The sequence below is a fragment of the Limnobacter olei genome (genome assembly GCF_029087225.1).
GTDB classification, from domain to species: Bacteria; Pseudomonadota; Gammaproteobacteria; order Burkholderiales; family Burkholderiaceae_B; genus Limnobacter; species Limnobacter olei.
The window spans coordinates 1-13,921 of the sequence record NZ_JARFJD010000007.1 but is presented as its reverse complement, the minus strand read 5'-3'; the positions used below and the strand labels follow the sequence as shown (position 1 = coordinate 13,921).

Genomic DNA, 13,921 nt, shown 5'->3' with positions numbered 1-13,921 from the left:
AAATGACATATATGAAACTCAAAACAACATTAGCCGTAGCCTTGGGCTTGCTTGCTGCGACAGGCGCACAGGCTGAAACAAAAACCGCGGTGTTTGGAGGCGGCTGCTTTTGGTGCACCGAGGCTGACTTTGACAAAGTGCCTGGCGTGTTGAAAACAATTTCGGGCTACGCCGGTGGGCAATACAAAGACCCGGATTACAAGGTAGTAAGTGCCGGCCGCACGGACCACACCGAGGTGGTTGAAGTGACTTACGACGACACCAAAGTAAGCTACAGCCAATTGGTCGAGTACTTCTGGAAAACCATCGACCCCACCGTGAAAAACCGCCAGTTTTGCGATGGTGGCACCCAATACCGAAGCGGGTTTTATTACCTGAATGAGGAACAGAAAAAAATTGCTGAAGCCAGCAAAGCCAAACTACAGGCCACTGGCAAATTCAAAACCATTTACACGGAAGTTGCGCCAGTGGTGAAATTTTATCCCGCTGAGGAATACCACCAGGACTACTACATTAAAAACCCTATTCGCTACGGCTATTACCGCAACGGCTGTGGACGGGACAAACGCCTTGAGGAATTGTGGGGCCCCAAAGCCAGTCGCTAATTGCCACCCATTAACGCATTTCTGGCAGAGAGAAATGGAAGGTGCTGCCCACACCCACCTGACTCTCTAGCCACACTTCGCCACGCATCAACTCCACCAATCTTCGGGTAATGGTCAGCCCAAGGCCCGTGCCTCCAAAATTTCGGGTAATCGACGAGTCGGCCTGCTCAAAAGGCTTGAAAATTGCACTGACCTTTTCAAACGGTACGCCAATGCCTGTGTCGCGAATTGAGCATTTCAGCAATTGAGCCCCGTGCATATCTTTGCCTGCCTGCACTTGAATGTATACGCCACCGCGCTCTGTGAATTTGATCGCATTGCCCACCATGTTGTTGATGATTTGCAAAAGGCGTACCGGGTCGCCAGCAAATTCTTTTGGGAAACCCTCTGAGAAAGTGCACTGCAACTCTAGGCATTTTGATTTGGCCCGTGGAATCATTGGGCCCAATGCCTGTTCAAATATTCGCTTTGGATCGAACACCACCGTGTCAATGGTCATCATGCCTGCTTCAATTTTCGAGAAGTCCAGTATTTCATTCACGATCAACAACAAGGTGTTGGCCGAGTCGTTGGCCACCTGCAAAAACTCTCGTTGAACCTTGGTCAGTTTGGTTTCCAGCGTTAGTTCGGTCATGCCGATAATGCCATTGAGCGGAGTTCGAATTTCATGACTCATATTGGCGAGAAATTCGCTTTTGGCGCGGTTGGCACTTTCTGCAACTTCTTTGGCTTTGGACTCACCGTCCAAGTGTTCTGTGGTTCGCTTCAACTTCTCGAAGGCAGGTCGAAACTCGGTGGGCAAATTCTCAATCAACAATTCTGAGTCATCGCCAATGTCACTGGACGGCACGACGTCAAAGGTTTCAACGCGTTCAAGTGCACCCAACCAACGTTTCAAGGGAAACCAGATAATTAACATGCCGCCAATCAAGCCACCAACAGCACTGAGCATGGCCACACGAATCAAGCCCCAAAAACCTTCAGCAATCGCATCGACGGCAAAGGTAAAGCGCAACACGCCGTAGTCATAACCACCAGCGTTAATGGCCCGGTTCACGTCGTAAAGTTGCTCGGCCACTTTGTCCCGCAACCAAGCGGGGGCAGTGCTTTTTAGAATGGCAGAGTTTTCACTTCGAATAATGCCCCCCGTCAAATCAATAAACTTGGCAGATGCAAACCGGGAGCCTGCAATTGCCTTGTTCAATGTGCGCTGAATGGTGTCGTAATCGCCGATTACCGCGCTGTCTGACACGGTTTGAGCAACCACTTCAATCATCATGTTGGCCGAGTCTTGAGCCTCTTCCAGCGTACTGTGGTACTGAAAACGAGAGAACGCTATAAAACTGATGGTAACGAACAAAAGCAAAGCCACGGTGTATAACAAAAACACGCGACCAATCAGCGATGATGGCAATAGACGAATTCGCTTCATCGCAAGGTCACACTGGCATTAACGCACCGCCATGGGTGCAGTGGCATAAAAACGGCGATAACTTTCATAATCCTTGTCATAGGCAGGCAGGAAGTGGCTGTTCGGATCCATACCCACCGACTCGGAGGCCTGCTTGAGAATCAATGCACCTGCTTTGCTTTTGTGCATATTGATAAAAGCGTTGGTGACGGCACGTACATCTTTTGTGCTCACCTTGCCAGAAGCCATCAAAGCCAAATCCAGGTAAGACTCCGACGTCCAAAGCACCCGGAATTTGGTGCCCTGCTTTTCTGTGAAACCATCGATCAAAGCCGAATTGCTGCCCACTGCTTTTGCTTTGCCTGCCAACAATTGAGCAAATGCCGCGTTCTGGTTGCCAGCAAATACTGCATTCACCTCGATTCCGCGATTCATCAATTCAGCCTGTGGCACCCGGTAGCCAACGAAAGCCTCCGGGCCAGCAAAAACCATGTCTTGCTTGCTCAGCTCTTCAAGCGTTCGAATTGGAGAATTGTCGAGTACCGCGATCTGACCCTGCAAGGCAGGCCCGGTGCGTCGCCCAAAAACCTTCCAGCCCAACTTGTCACGCTCTGGGCTGAACAGATGATTTGAAAACACAAACTCGACTTCTTGAGCCAATACGTAGGCAGTGGTATCGGCAGAAGTTCTGCCGATTTTGAGTTCAAGCTGAACACCGCTTTGCTGGCTGACATATTGAATAATCGGGTTCCAGTAGGCCGCTGTTTTGGGAATGTCCCACTGATTAACTGGCGAGAACCTGTAGACCGGTTGCTGTGCTTGGGCCTGCAGGCTGCTCATCAGCAAACACAGGGAAATTAACAAACGCAACATGCTTGGACTGCCCCATCTTGATTGTCAAAGGGCAAGGATAAAGCAATGATTGAAAAGTTAAACCATTAAACGATGAAAATTTCACAATTTAACTTTCCTTATACATTCTGTCGCACTTACACAAATCGCAAGCCTTTGAATTTCTCTCGCAACTCCGACTTTTGCACCTTGCCTGTTGCGCCAATCGGCATGGCGTCTACAAACTCAACATCGTCGGGAATGTGCATTTTGGTAATACGGCCTTCATAGAAATTCAGAATGTCTTGTTTGCTGACTTCTGCACCAGGCCTTTTCACAACAATCAGCAGGGGGCGCTCGTTCCACTTTTCATGGGGAATGGCGATCACCGCAGACTGAAGCACCGCCGGGTGAGACATGGCAATGTTTTCAAGATCAATTGAACTGATCCACTCCCCGCCCGATTTGATCACGTCTTTGGTGCGATCAGTAATTTGCATCAAGCCGTCCGGCGCCATGCGGGCCACGTCTCCAGTGGCAAACCAGCGTTTCCCCGTGGCATCGTGGCTGAAGGCTTTTGCACCATCACCACCGTAGTACTCGTGCAATACCCAGTGGCCACGCACATGCAACTCGCCGCTTTGCTCAAAATCCCAGGGCAATTCAGTGCCATCTTCAGCCAGCAATTTCATGTCCACGCCAAAAATGGTGCGCCCTTGCTTGGCGACAATCTCGTATTGCTCCTGTTTGGGCAAACTGCGCTCATCACCGCTCAGTTTGGAAACTGTACCCAAGGGCGACATTTCTGTGCTGCCCCAACCCTGCATCAGCTCCACGCCCATTTCGTCAAATTCTTTGATCAAACTGACGGGCACGGCCGAGCCACCCACCAGCGAGCGTTTCAAGGTACTGAACGTCAGTCCGTTTTGCTTCATGTGATTGATCAAACCCAGCCAAATGGTCGGTACGCCCGCGGCCACGGTTACCTTCTCGCTTTCCAGCAAACTGTAAATAGAAGGGCCATCCAGTTGCGGACCAGGCATGACCAGTTTGCAGCCTGTCATCAACGCGGCATAGGGCAAGCCCCAAGCATTCACATGAAACATGGGCACAACGGGCAATAAAGTGTCTTTTCGGGTCAACGCAATTGCATCCGCGCAATTGGACATCATGGCGTGCAACATGGTGGACCGGTGCGAATACAGAATACCTTTCGGGTTGCCCGTGGTGCCGGAGGTGTAACACAGGGTACAGGCTGAATTTTCATCAAACTCGGGCCACACATAGTCATCGTTTTGCGCCTTGAGCAAGGTTTCGTAATTCAACAAACCAGCCACGGGTGGGTCCGAAGGCATCTTGTCTTCGTCAATCAACAAAATCCAGTTTTTAACGCTGGGGCAATGTGGAGCGATCGCCTTGATCAGGGACGCAAAGGTGAGGTCGAAAAAGATGGTGGAGTCTTGCGCGTGATTGATGATGTAAATCAACTGCTGAGGCGTGTATCTGGGGTTCAAGGTGTGAGTAATCGCCCCCATGCCCGCCACGGCATAATAAACTTCGATGTGACGATGACTGTTCCACGCAATCGTGGCAATGTTCTCGCCTTGCTGAATATTCAAGGCATGCAAGGCATTGGCAAGTTGCCGAGCACGTGCTGCCATGGCCTTGAAGGTGATTCGGTGCAGGTCACCTTCAACCCTGCGGCTTACCACTTCTTGCCAGCCGTAAAAACGTTCGGCATGCACCAAAATTGAAGAAAGCAGCATCTCCTGCTTCATCATCAGACCTGGCTTCAACATCGTTTCCGTCTCCTCTGCGTTGTATTTTTTTAAAGTGTACCGCAGAGAACTGTAATTTTTATTCTATTTTTAGAAGTGCCTACTTTGACCGGCCTTCCAGATGACCCAGATCACCAAAGCCTGCAAGGGCAAGCGCAAATACAGGAGAACCACGGGAATATCGGGAAATTGATCCGGATTCATGGCCATATGAATGTTGGCGGGCAACACAGCTACACAAAGCGCAATCAACCCATACGCAGCCCACTGGCGGGTACGTTCAATCAGAATGCCAATACCACCCAAAATTTCAAAGACACCACTAATTTTGACGAGAGCTTCCGGATTGGTGAAATACGGAGGCACGATGCTGGAGAAAAAATCCAGCAACACAAAATGCAGAAAGCCTGCGCCAACAAAGAATATCGAAACCAATAAAACAGAAACTGGAAACATTAAGGATTAATCAAGCTGATGGTGCCCAGAATGATAGGCCACGTTCCCGTGTAAGTGCCGTCTTCAGGTTGGGTTTTAAGGTCGAGTTGATACACAATTCTAAATTCACGCGTTAACAACTGATCAACATCGTCCATATTAAATGTGATTACACCGGCCCCACCGGGTGACAGACTGACCGATTTTCCAATTTGTGTGCTGTCTTGGAACAGACTGACAGAAACGCTGTTGACCTGATCGTCCAGATAATGAATTTTGCTGCCCTTCAACATACTAAGTCGGTTGTTCACAAAAGTCAGGGGAACAGAGACAATCGGTGTTGTGTTGGTTCGGATTGAAAAACAGCCTTCTGAAGTCGCCCCTTGACACCCCCCCACTATGGTTGAAGTGTAATTAATCGCAAGACCACGGCCATTGCCATTGTTGCGACTTGAATTGCCTGGGGCTGTGGACGATTTCACGATGGTTATAATGGCTGGCTGAGTGACTGCAGATGCGGTTGTTGTTGCGCCAATTTCAACAGAAACGCGTGGATTCGCAATCGCGGTTTGTGCGTTCGCAAGCGAACCCTGCATCACAAACAACATGGCTGTGATGGCTGATAATTTGTGAAAGAAACCCATTTTTTTCTCCTCAGCCATGTCAGTAGCTGATTGTCAAGGTCAAAGTACCCGTGTACAAACCCGCGCTGGCATTCAGATTGGTACCAACATCCAGTATTCGCCCATACAGCATAAAAGTGGGGGGGGTAGTAAATGAAAGTGGTTTCTGTGAATTGCCCAGACCAAACGGACAATTGCCTGTGAATGAGAACACAGCAGAGCCTGCTACGCTGGGGTAAGCATTACTGTAGTTCGCATCAGAATAAACGCCATAGGTTAACGTACTACCCAGATTTTGTAGCAGCCTACTTGCGTTGCTGGGTGAATCCGACAGGGCTACAAAGGTGCTACCCGAAACAGTCGTCGTGCTGATACCCCTACAGGTACAACTCATTTGTACACTACCCACGGTGGTCCTGTTGCCATTGGAGGGCTGATAGTTTCCAAATGCCAGGGTACCGCCTCCCACTGAGCATGAGCTGACTTCGCCTGCATGAGCCTCGCCACCCAGCAACCCGAGCCCGGCCACTGCCAGGAGTACTGAAAAAAATGTGTTCAATGAACGGTCGAGCATTTCATTATTCCCAAGTCAATTGGCGAGTCACTACTACGCGCACTCTTGTTCAAATCAAATTCAAAATTACACTCACCGCCCTTCCATCGCGCAGTGTAAGCAGCAGAATCGGGTGCATCCGCCAAATAAACCAAACCTTCAGTGCCCACCACAAGGTTAATGCGGGCCCCATCACGCTTGAATATTGGCGATCCCGAAGGCACATCGTTGCCTTCGGCATCTTTCAAAACGAAAGTCACAGACCGGACAAGCCGCACGGGAAAATCGAGCACCACACCACTTCGGTAATACGGAACACCAACGAGCTCAGTCGCGCCAATTTCCACTTCAAATGGCAAGTCTGCCTGTTCAATTGAAATACGGTTGTCCTCATAGGATCTTAAATTGGGCACCACCAAGGTGCCCGCTGAATTGGTTCGCCCCACCGCCTGGTTCTCAGCAAACACGGTCACCCCCTCAAAGCCTTTAACCCTCACCACGCCAAAACTGTCATTCAGGCGCCTCGACAAATAAACACCACCGTCCATGAACACCGCGCTGCCAGAAGCACCCACACTTTGGCTACTTTGCCCCTGCTGGGAACTGGCTGAAGCAGTCACCGTGGAGTAGCTGAAGTTACGGGCCACTTCAGCTCGGTACGTATTGTTCAAACCAGCCTCCAGGCCGAAGCCCGTACCAAGCCCCAGCGGAAGGCTCTTGCGAAACTGTGCGCTCGCAAACAGTTTGTCATTGCCCGACTTGCTGACCTGATAAGCGGTGGATCTTGTTTGATCCAAAGGCATGAAAGCACTCAAGAAAAAGGAACTCTGACCGTCAGCAAGCAACGATTGGGTGTACGACAAACTGACCGATAATTTGCCGAACAACTGCAAAAAGTAAGCAGTCGACAATGTTTCGTTCGGAATGCCTGCAAACTCGGACGATGAATAGGTAAAGGACACCGCGCCAAATTCACCAAAACCGTAGGAAAATCTTGAATTAAAGGCATGTGAAGTGGTGCGTTGGGGACCAAATTCAGAAATCAAGCGAAAGTCATCTGACGCTTGCTGATACTGAACACCAATGGCCGAGGTGCGGGCCTGTCGCTCAAAACCGAGCACTGTCAGGGCGCCAGAACCTTGATCCGATTGGCTTGCAGCCAAATCGAAGTTAACAGCTCCGAAACCCGCCAATGCCTGCACAACGCCACCGCCCGCCACACGGCTGCTTTCACTTGATTCCACATGAAAGCCAGCCGTGAAATTATCAGTGAAACCGTAACGATGCGTTGCACTGATGAGAGAATCTCCATAGTCGCTACTTTCTCGTCCAAAGTTACGTCGAAGTTGGCCCAGTTCATAAGAAAAGTCATGCTGACCATTGCGCAACAAACCCGGGCTTTGATAAAACGACTGACTCAAAATCTGTTCCCGACCCGATGCGTCGCGAATCACAACCCGTACATCGCCCACGCCAGTGCTGGAAGGAATATTGTCAATATTGAAAGGACCCGGGGCAACTTGTCGGCGCGACTGAAGCACATTGTTCACAAATACCTCGACAGTAGAAGGTGCCGTAGCAATGCCGGTAGCAGCCCTCAAGGGACTGGATGTCAAATAGGGTTGGGTACGAAAGTTTGTGGCGTATTGAATGCCGCCAATACGATTACTGATGCTCCAGGGTGCGGCCTTTGAAATCGAGTCTCCCAGGCGAAGCGAGGCCACTGAATTCGGCAAATCCATTTCCCAGGTCGAATTCAGCCGAATGGCTCCAGACTGGCTGGGCGACTGGGAAACAAAAAAGTTGCTTGAACCCACACCATACGGTGTGAACACTGCCGGCTCCAGAAATGCAGAAGTGAAGTTTTCACTGTCAATCGTGGTGCTGGACAAATCATAGTTGAAAAAGGCGCCAAAACCCGAAGTCAAAGTACCTTGATTGCTGGCCGACTGGTAACTCATCGATCGTGAAATAAAGCGTTCTGCAGCAGCGTTGAATTGCAAAAAAAGATTTTTTTCATCAAGCACATAACTAGTGCCCTCAGCGATCGGTACTTTGTAATAAACAGAACCACCGTAGTCAATTGTTGGCAAGCCGTTGGAATCAATTCGCCACACTGAGAGTTCCTGTTCTTGCGCATACAGATCATTGGTAACGCCAAACAAAACAACCGAGGGATCGGGCAAATCAGTACCGTTGATTCGAACCTGTACTACCAACTCTTGAAAAGCCGATGTGTTCAACTGAACTTCTTGCCCATTCGCTGCCTTGATCTGGAACAGCAGTGCGCCAAGAATAAGCAAAAAGTAAGGCATTGATCACCAATGCCGGATCAGTTGTCGAAGGAAACAGTTTGATCAATCAATAGTCCTTCACCTATTGCTTGAATTTTCAGCTTTTTGCCGGGCAGAGTGCTTGCGCCTGCTGCAGCCAAAGGGAAAATCTTGGTTGCCCCCGACAACACTTGTATGACCGGTGGGGCCGACTCCAGTGGTAAACCTGTGGCTGTATCAATAATTTTTACTTCGACTGCTTTCACATACACGTTGCCAGGGTTGTGCGCGCTCAGGGCCAGGCTTCCGTCTGGCAACTTCAGATACTTGAACTCGAGCGGCTTTTTCTCCACCTTGGAGGGCACGATGTGCACAGGTATATTCATTTGCAAAGCAACGCGAACGCCACCCTCTTCGAGTGGCTTCTCGGAAGGAATTTCTTTCACGAACAATCTGTAAGTTTGTTCAACTGGAAAGTCTTGGCGATTGCGAAGCGCAATTCGAACTATTTGAGAGGCCGCTGGCGCAATGTTGAACACCCTGGGGCTGATCAAAATGTCTTTGCTGGCTTCGTACACTTCCTGACCGTCTTTCTGTGACCACAAAAAAGTATCCAGTTGCATGGACAGTGGTTCGTCCGAGGATTCATTGGTAATTGTCAACGCGTATGTTGGCTGACGCGACGGCATTGAAATGTTCACCGAAGACACAGTGAAGTTACCTGCCTGTGCGCCGATACTGGCGATCGAAAGCAGAATAAATGCAGAAATTTTTGTCCAGATATTCATAGGCCTGTGGCAGAAAGTAATTAATAAAAAACAAAACCCCGGCGCTTGGCCGGGGCTCTGCTAAGCATCAATACAATGTGCCTGAATGAATTAATAAGTCAATGTCACAGTCGTTGTCGCGGAGTAGTTACCGGCACGTGCGTTTTCATATGCAGCTTCTTGAATGGTCGCTGTCACAGTGTGTGACTGAACCTTACCTGCACCAAAACCAGCGCCAGTGCCACTAGGTGCAGCGATCGCCAAGGTTGAGGGAATATCAAAACCGCCGCCAGCCAAACCCAGAGTCAGTGTGGCAGGAACGCCCAAGGTGTAGGTTGTAGCATTGGTACAGTTAACACTCACGCCACCAGTGCTCGACTTGGGGCCAGTGGTGTCACCGGCCGTGATTGGTGCAATCACGATGTTGTTTGCGCTGACTTTACAAAAAGCCAGAACCGATGCTGAAACTGAAAAATTTGCAGTTGTTGTTGACTGTGCAAAAGCAACTGAAGAAGTGGCCAGAGCGATTGCAGCAACCAAAGAGTTTTTAACGATTTTCATGATTTACCTTGCTTGTCGAAGTTGGATGGAAACTGTTGGAGCACCTACGTTGTTCTGTAGTCTTATGTAGGGGATTCTCAACACACGCTGTTCCGTGAACCGCTACAAACTCGCAAACGGATACTGTCATCTGACAACAATCATGGTCAACGTATATTTATGATTTTTCAGGGCTTTTATACATTGTTAACAAATTAGTCCTCATTATTTAATACAAATTAAATCTCTATACGCAATAATTACAATCGCACATGACAAATACGTAGTGCGATTAAACCGATGTTTTTTGACAAGATTTGAAAGAGTTAAAATGATTAAAATGGAGAAATAAAAAACAAAAAACCCTCGCCTTTTGAGCGAGGGTTTTTTTAATTTGGTGCGGCTGGCAGGATTCGAACCCACGACCCCTTGGTTCGTAGCCAGTTCCGCAATTGCAAGTTGTTGATTTAATTAACATTTAAAATGGCCCCGCTACCCAAAAAGGGCCTGTTTTGTACCCTAATTCACTTGAAAGTCACTTGAATTTCACTTGCGAAAAAGCAGGCAACTTGACAAAGAAAACAGTATGAGCATAACCTACGTTCGTCGTGGAAAAAAACACGAACGGGCTTGGTCGCCCGAAGTTACAAGGTGCATGTAAGGCCGCACCTACAGGTATGCGGCTTTTTTATTGCGCAACGCAGTAGTCCATTGGGCAGACTGTGTGGGAGGGGGTAACCCCTGCCGAGCCCTTGTACTCGGTCGACCAACCTGCACAGTTCTGCCCACCCTCTTGGTCGGGGGTTGGCGGTTACCTAACCGTTACAAGGAAAACTGCAATGAGCACTCTCAATCTCGGGACATTCGCGCCCACGAATCTCGCAATCGATTTAAATCAGGATGTGTACGTCTCGTGCATTCCGGGTCTGCATTCCAGGTATTTCGGCACCGAGGAACAACTTCGCAAAGAAGGCTTGGTTCCAGATCACCTGCATTTCCCCGAAAACCACCGGCACATCATCAAATGGCACCAGTCGGGCCAGCAACGATCATTGCAACGTGCCAAAAAGTGCCTGCTCGATCCCCACAAATCACTTTGGGCCAATGATTTGGTCTGGTGTGTTCAAGTTGACGTGGCATAAGGGAGGCGAACACCATGAATGCAATCACAATGATTCAGTCCGGCACCTTGACCATGAGCAGCCGTGAAATCGCAATTTTGGTTGAATCGCGCCACGACGATGTTAAGCGATCAATCGAACGGCTTTCTGAGAGAGGTGTAATTACACTCCCGCCGCTGGCGGAAGTACCAAATGATGGGCCTGGCCCAAGATTTGTTAAAGAGTACCACCTGAGAAAACGAGACAGCTTGGTGGTGGTCGCTCAACTCTGCCCTGAATTCACCGCCAAAATAATCGACCGCTGGCAAGAACTAGAAGAGCGTGCAGCAAAACCCACCACCCTGGTGCCTCAATCGTTGCCCGAAGCATTAAGGCTTGCGGCTGATATGGCCGAGCAAAAAGCCAAAGCGGAAGCACAGTTGGCATTGGTGGCGCCCAAAGCCCATGCACTGGACAGACTGGCCACCGCCAGTCAAGGCAGTTTCTGCATCCGGGACGCTGCAAAAAACCTGCAAGTTCAAGAAAAATGGCTTCGCAGCTTTTTGATTCAGCAACGATGGATTTACCGTCGCCCCATGGGTTCTGAGCTTCTTGCATATTCAGACAAGATTCAAGCCGGTCTGATGGAGCACAAAATTACAACCGGGGAAAAAAGCGATGGCACCGAATGGACCAATACCCAGGCACGTATCACGGCCAAAGGTATGGCCAAAATTGCCCAAAGCCTAGCACCAATAATCGGAAGTTGATCCGATGGCGGTTTTTTGTTGACCGATGATAAACTCCCCTGCATGTACCCACGCAGGGGAGCTAACCAAAGGATTCACATGAAAACAACTCTGAAAAAAACAATTATATTTCTTTTGAGTTTATTTATTTCTCAGCAAGTAATTGCAGAGAAAAAAATGTTTTTTGATAAAACAGTGGTCGAACGCGTTTTAGCAAATGCAGGCAATTCAAAAATTTTAATAATTAATATTCCGATTTGCCCAGTGACAGAAGAAGCGTCTTGCAAACCGTTTTACTGGAAATCCATTTTTAATTGTTCAAACAAAAATTTCTATCTTTTGGGTCCAATTGATGCGGACATTCTAACAGAACCAAATGCAAATGATTTTTTTGACAAAGATATTAGATTTTCAGAGTCACTCGATCAATTTCGATCATCGTGCACACAACAACCCGTAAATGATCGGATGCATATTTTTCTTGGGAATAACTCATCAGATCAAGGATATTTTTTAATTTCAGACACTCTAAAAAAAGAAAATGGCAACTTATATGCATGGATTGAAATGCGTCACTTTGAAAATACAATAATTCCATCATATTCAGAGGTGCGCAAAGAAGATAGAAAGGATTGGATGTACAAACTGACAGAAAAATCTAACTCAAGATATTCAAAAACTTTCCACAAAATTAATTGCCACGAAAATAAACACGCACTCCTTTCGTATTTTGAATACTCATCAAAAGGTGAATTAATTGAAAAATCAGAGAATCATGAGCGGAGTTTTTCTCTAATAGTTCCAGGAACTGTAGCAGAAATGATTAAAGAAAAATTGTGCGCCATGTATTGACTTGTCAACCCAGTAAATGAGTTGTCAAAAAATCTGATTTGTAAAAAAATATGGCCTTACAAAATAGATTTTGAATCAAACAGCTTTCACTTCGTTGAGCAAATCTGGATGACGATCAAGAATTTTCAATAACTTGACAAGGGCCAGTGGCGGTTTGGTTTTGCCGTTCTCATATCGCGAGAATGCGTTAACACCACCGCCAAAAATCTCACTTGCTTCTTTTTGGCCCAGGTCGAGTTTCTTCCTCACATTAACGATGAATGCAGGGTCAACAATGGCCGCATTCACCTGTTTGTTGAACTCCAGCATTTCGCGCATAACGCGATCAGTCTCAGCGATGTCAGTGATGGACTCATCACAGGCCGGGCAAAAATCCGCAGTTACCGCAGAAATAACAGTGGATTCACCTTTGTAGGTGTAAGGCAAGTCGCGGGTGTCATGGATCAGTTCCGCCGCACCGCAAACAGGACATTTCATGATCAAAGCTCCTTGAATGAAACAATCAGAACATCATCAACGACCGTTAGCTTGAGATAAACATCACCCGCTGATGTACTCGGTCGATAAACATCTTGCCAAATTGTGTGATCAGCGTGGGTAGTCATGCTCTTGTGAAAATCTTTTGATTTCAAAGACTTCACAACGGCCAGCATTTCCTGGAAATCAAACCCCAGTGAAGTGGCCCCCAGTATGGCCGATCGAGTTGCACGAACCTTACCAGACTCCAAGAGCTCCAAGACTTTGCTTAATTTACAGTGTGGGGTTGGTTTCTCCATGCCGAAATACTAACCTACTTGGTTAGCATTCACAAGTCAACCACATCACATTCACAAGATGAACAGCAACCCATTATGGTTAAAAATTCAACGAACGTTGAACGGGTGTTGAGCGATCGTTCAACACAGCCACAACGAATTTTGAACAGGAAAGCCAACAGAACACCATCACCAAAGATGTGCTCCCTAAAAAGTTTAGCAATTGGGGTGGGCGCATAGAAAAACTATCGAAAAAGGTTTTTTCGATAAAAAAAGGCATCGGGCGATCAACACATGTTCAACACCCGTTCAACGTTCGTTCAACGTCTGTTCAACGAACGAGACACGGCACTCCAACTAACCATTAACCAGGAACCATTAACCACTTCTTTAAACAATTCGTCACCCCAGGGGGCGACCAAGGCAACCGCGAAGCGTTTCGAGCACAATTCGAAAGGATTCAAAATAAGCCTGCTGTGCTAATTTTTTGCGTTGGGTATACCTGCCTATCAACAACATCAAAACAAATCACTGGAAGGCCGGAAAAGTTGGTTTGCGCTGAATTTTTTCAACAATCGAGGAACGGCAAGAGACATTTGACAAAAAACACTGAGCCAATTTTTTTCACTGGTCGCCACCTGGGGCGACG

At 48.0% G+C, this 13,921-nt stretch carries 16 protein-coding genes; 5 read left to right on the top strand and 11 right to left on the bottom strand.

The window, feature by feature from the left end; translation table 11 throughout:
* The first annotated feature begins 2 nt into the window (after nucleotides 1-2).
* A complete protein-coding gene (gene msrA / locus PY990_RS05190) occupies nucleotides 3-605 on the top strand; it encodes a peptide-methionine (S)-S-oxide reductase MsrA (RefSeq protein WP_275270711.1) in 603 nt (200 codons plus the stop codon).
* Nucleotides 606-615: 10 nt separating this feature from the next.
* Here the strand turns inward: msrA and PY990_RS05185 are convergent, their stop codons facing one another.
* The 9 genes from PY990_RS05185 to PY990_RS05145 form a co-directional block, all read right to left on the bottom strand.
* Nucleotides 616-2,037 carry an ATP-binding protein gene (locus tag PY990_RS05185; protein ID WP_275270710.1) on the bottom strand — a complete coding sequence of 474 codons (1,422 nt, stop codon included), beginning with the start codon at nucleotides 2,035-2,037 and terminating at the stop codon, nucleotides 616-618.
* A gap of 18 nt (nucleotides 2,038-2,055) precedes the next feature.
* Entirely contained in the window at nucleotides 2,056-2,889 is an 834-nt protein-coding gene (locus PY990_RS05180; RefSeq protein WP_275270709.1) for a phosphate/phosphite/phosphonate ABC transporter substrate-binding protein, read from the bottom strand.
* A gap of 116 nt (nucleotides 2,890-3,005) precedes the next feature.
* The gene (locus PY990_RS05175; RefSeq protein ID WP_275270708.1) at nucleotides 3,006-4,646 is read right to left on the bottom strand and encodes a long-chain-fatty-acid--CoA ligase; all 1,641 of its coding nucleotides are present in this window, start codon (nucleotides 4,644-4,646) and stop codon (nucleotides 3,006-3,008) included.
* A gap of 69 nt (nucleotides 4,647-4,715) precedes the next feature.
* Nucleotides 4,716-5,081, bottom strand: coding sequence for a DoxX family protein (locus tag PY990_RS05170; RefSeq protein WP_275270707.1), 366 nt, complete (start codon nucleotides 5,079-5,081; stop codon nucleotides 4,716-4,718).
* Nucleotides 5,081-5,704: a hypothetical protein gene (locus tag PY990_RS05165; RefSeq protein WP_275270706.1), complete on the bottom strand. Its 624-nt coding sequence runs from the start codon at nucleotides 5,702-5,704 to the stop codon at nucleotides 5,081-5,083. Before PY990_RS05165 ends, PY990_RS05170 begins: the two co-directional genes overlap by 1 nt.
* 19 nt (nucleotides 5,705-5,723) lie before the next feature.
* The gene (locus tag PY990_RS05160) at nucleotides 5,724-6,257 is read right to left on the bottom strand and encodes a spore coat protein U domain-containing protein (RefSeq protein WP_275270705.1); all 534 of its coding nucleotides are present in this window, start codon (nucleotides 6,255-6,257) and stop codon (nucleotides 5,724-5,726) included.
* Nucleotides 6,239-8,551, bottom strand: a complete 2,313-nt coding sequence (locus PY990_RS05155) for a fimbria/pilus outer membrane usher protein (protein WP_275270704.1) — start codon at nucleotides 8,549-8,551, stop codon at nucleotides 6,239-6,241. Before PY990_RS05155 ends, PY990_RS05160 begins: the two co-directional genes overlap by 19 nt.
* A 17-nt stretch (nucleotides 8,552-8,568) precedes the next feature.
* Nucleotides 8,569-9,297 (bottom strand): fimbrial biogenesis chaperone, encoded by a 729-nt coding sequence (locus tag PY990_RS05150; protein WP_275270703.1) that lies wholly within the window; start codon nucleotides 9,295-9,297, stop codon nucleotides 8,569-8,571.
* 90 nt (nucleotides 9,298-9,387) lie between these two features.
* Nucleotides 9,388-9,699 (bottom strand): hypothetical protein, encoded by a 312-nt coding sequence (locus PY990_RS05145; protein WP_275270873.1) that lies wholly within the window; start codon nucleotides 9,697-9,699, stop codon nucleotides 9,388-9,390.
* Between PY990_RS05145 and PY990_RS05140 the strand changes: the two genes are divergently transcribed.
* The 4 genes from PY990_RS05140 (at nucleotide 9,698) to PY990_RS05125 (ending at nucleotide 12,517) form a co-directional block, all read left to right on the top strand.
* Entirely contained in the window at nucleotides 9,698-9,907 is a 210-nt protein-coding gene (locus PY990_RS05140) for a hypothetical protein (RefSeq protein WP_275270878.1), read from the top strand. The two genes, PY990_RS05145 and PY990_RS05140, sit on opposite strands and share 2 nt — an antisense overlap.
* A gap of 748 nt (nucleotides 9,908-10,655) precedes the next feature.
* A complete protein-coding gene (locus PY990_RS05135) occupies nucleotides 10,656-10,958 on the top strand; it encodes a hypothetical protein (protein WP_275270702.1) in 303 nt (100 codons plus the stop codon).
* A gap of 14 nt (nucleotides 10,959-10,972) precedes the next feature.
* A complete protein-coding gene (locus PY990_RS05130; RefSeq protein ID WP_275270701.1) occupies nucleotides 10,973-11,686 on the top strand; it encodes a phage antirepressor KilAC domain-containing protein in 714 nt (237 codons plus the stop codon).
* 78 nt (nucleotides 11,687-11,764) lie between these two features.
* Nucleotides 11,765-12,517, top strand: coding sequence for a surface-adhesin E family protein (locus tag PY990_RS05125; protein ID WP_275270700.1), 753 nt, complete (start codon nucleotides 11,765-11,767; stop codon nucleotides 12,515-12,517).
* Nucleotides 12,518-12,592: 75 nt separating this feature from the next.
* Here PY990_RS05125 and PY990_RS05120 read toward each other — a convergent pair whose 3' ends face one another.
* The gene (locus tag PY990_RS05120; protein ID WP_275270699.1) at nucleotides 12,593-12,994 is read right to left on the bottom strand and encodes a type II toxin-antitoxin system MqsA family antitoxin; all 402 of its coding nucleotides are present in this window, start codon (nucleotides 12,992-12,994) and stop codon (nucleotides 12,593-12,595) included.
* 2 nt (nucleotides 12,995-12,996) lie between these two features.
* Nucleotides 12,997-13,293, bottom strand: a complete 297-nt coding sequence (locus PY990_RS05115; RefSeq protein WP_275270698.1) for a type II toxin-antitoxin system MqsR family toxin — start codon at nucleotides 13,291-13,293, stop codon at nucleotides 12,997-12,999.
* Between the last annotated feature and the right edge of the window lie 628 nt (nucleotides 13,294-13,921).

Coding starts and splice junctions, on each gene's coding strand:
- PY990_RS05130 (WP_275270701.1), top strand. CDS start 10,973: ATGAATGCAATCACAATGATTCAGTCCGGCACCTTGACCATGAGCAGC.
- msrA (WP_275270711.1), top strand. CDS start 3: ATGACATATATGAAACTCAAAACAACATTAGCCGTAGCCTTGGGCTTG.
- PY990_RS05180 (WP_275270709.1), bottom strand. CDS start 2,889: ATGTTGCGTTTGTTAATTTCCCTGTGTTTGCTGATGAGCAGCCTGCAG.
- PY990_RS05175 (WP_275270708.1), bottom strand. CDS start 4,646: ATGTTGAAGCCAGGTCTGATGATGAAGCAGGAGATGCTGCTTTCTTCA.
- PY990_RS05125 (WP_275270700.1), top strand. CDS start 11,765: ATGAAAACAACTCTGAAAAAAACAATTATATTTCTTTTGAGTTTATTT.
- PY990_RS05165 (WP_275270706.1), bottom strand. CDS start 5,704: ATGGGTTTCTTTCACAAATTATCAGCCATCACAGCCATGTTGTTTGTG.
- PY990_RS05120 (WP_275270699.1), bottom strand. CDS start 12,994: ATGAAATGTCCTGTTTGCGGTGCGGCGGAACTGATCCATGACACCCGC.
- PY990_RS05185 (WP_275270710.1), bottom strand. CDS start 2,037: ATGAAGCGAATTCGTCTATTGCCATCATCGCTGATTGGTCGCGTGTTT.
- PY990_RS05155 (WP_275270704.1), bottom strand. CDS start 8,551: ATGCCTTACTTTTTGCTTATTCTTGGCGCACTGCTGTTCCAGATCAAG.
- PY990_RS05150 (WP_275270703.1), bottom strand. CDS start 9,297: ATGAATATCTGGACAAAAATTTCTGCATTTATTCTGCTTTCGATCGCC.
- PY990_RS05135 (WP_275270702.1), top strand. CDS start 10,656: ATGAGCACTCTCAATCTCGGGACATTCGCGCCCACGAATCTCGCAATC.
- PY990_RS05170 (WP_275270707.1), bottom strand. CDS start 5,081: ATGTTTCCAGTTTCTGTTTTATTGGTTTCGATATTCTTTGTTGGCGCA.
- PY990_RS05115 (WP_275270698.1), bottom strand. CDS start 13,293: ATGGAGAAACCAACCCCACACTGTAAATTAAGCAAAGTCTTGGAGCTC.
- PY990_RS05140 (WP_275270878.1), top strand. CDS start 9,698: ATGTTGTTTGCGCTGACTTTACAAAAAGCCAGAACCGATGCTGAAACT.
- PY990_RS05160 (WP_275270705.1), bottom strand. CDS start 6,257: ATGCTCGACCGTTCATTGAACACATTTTTTTCAGTACTCCTGGCAGTG.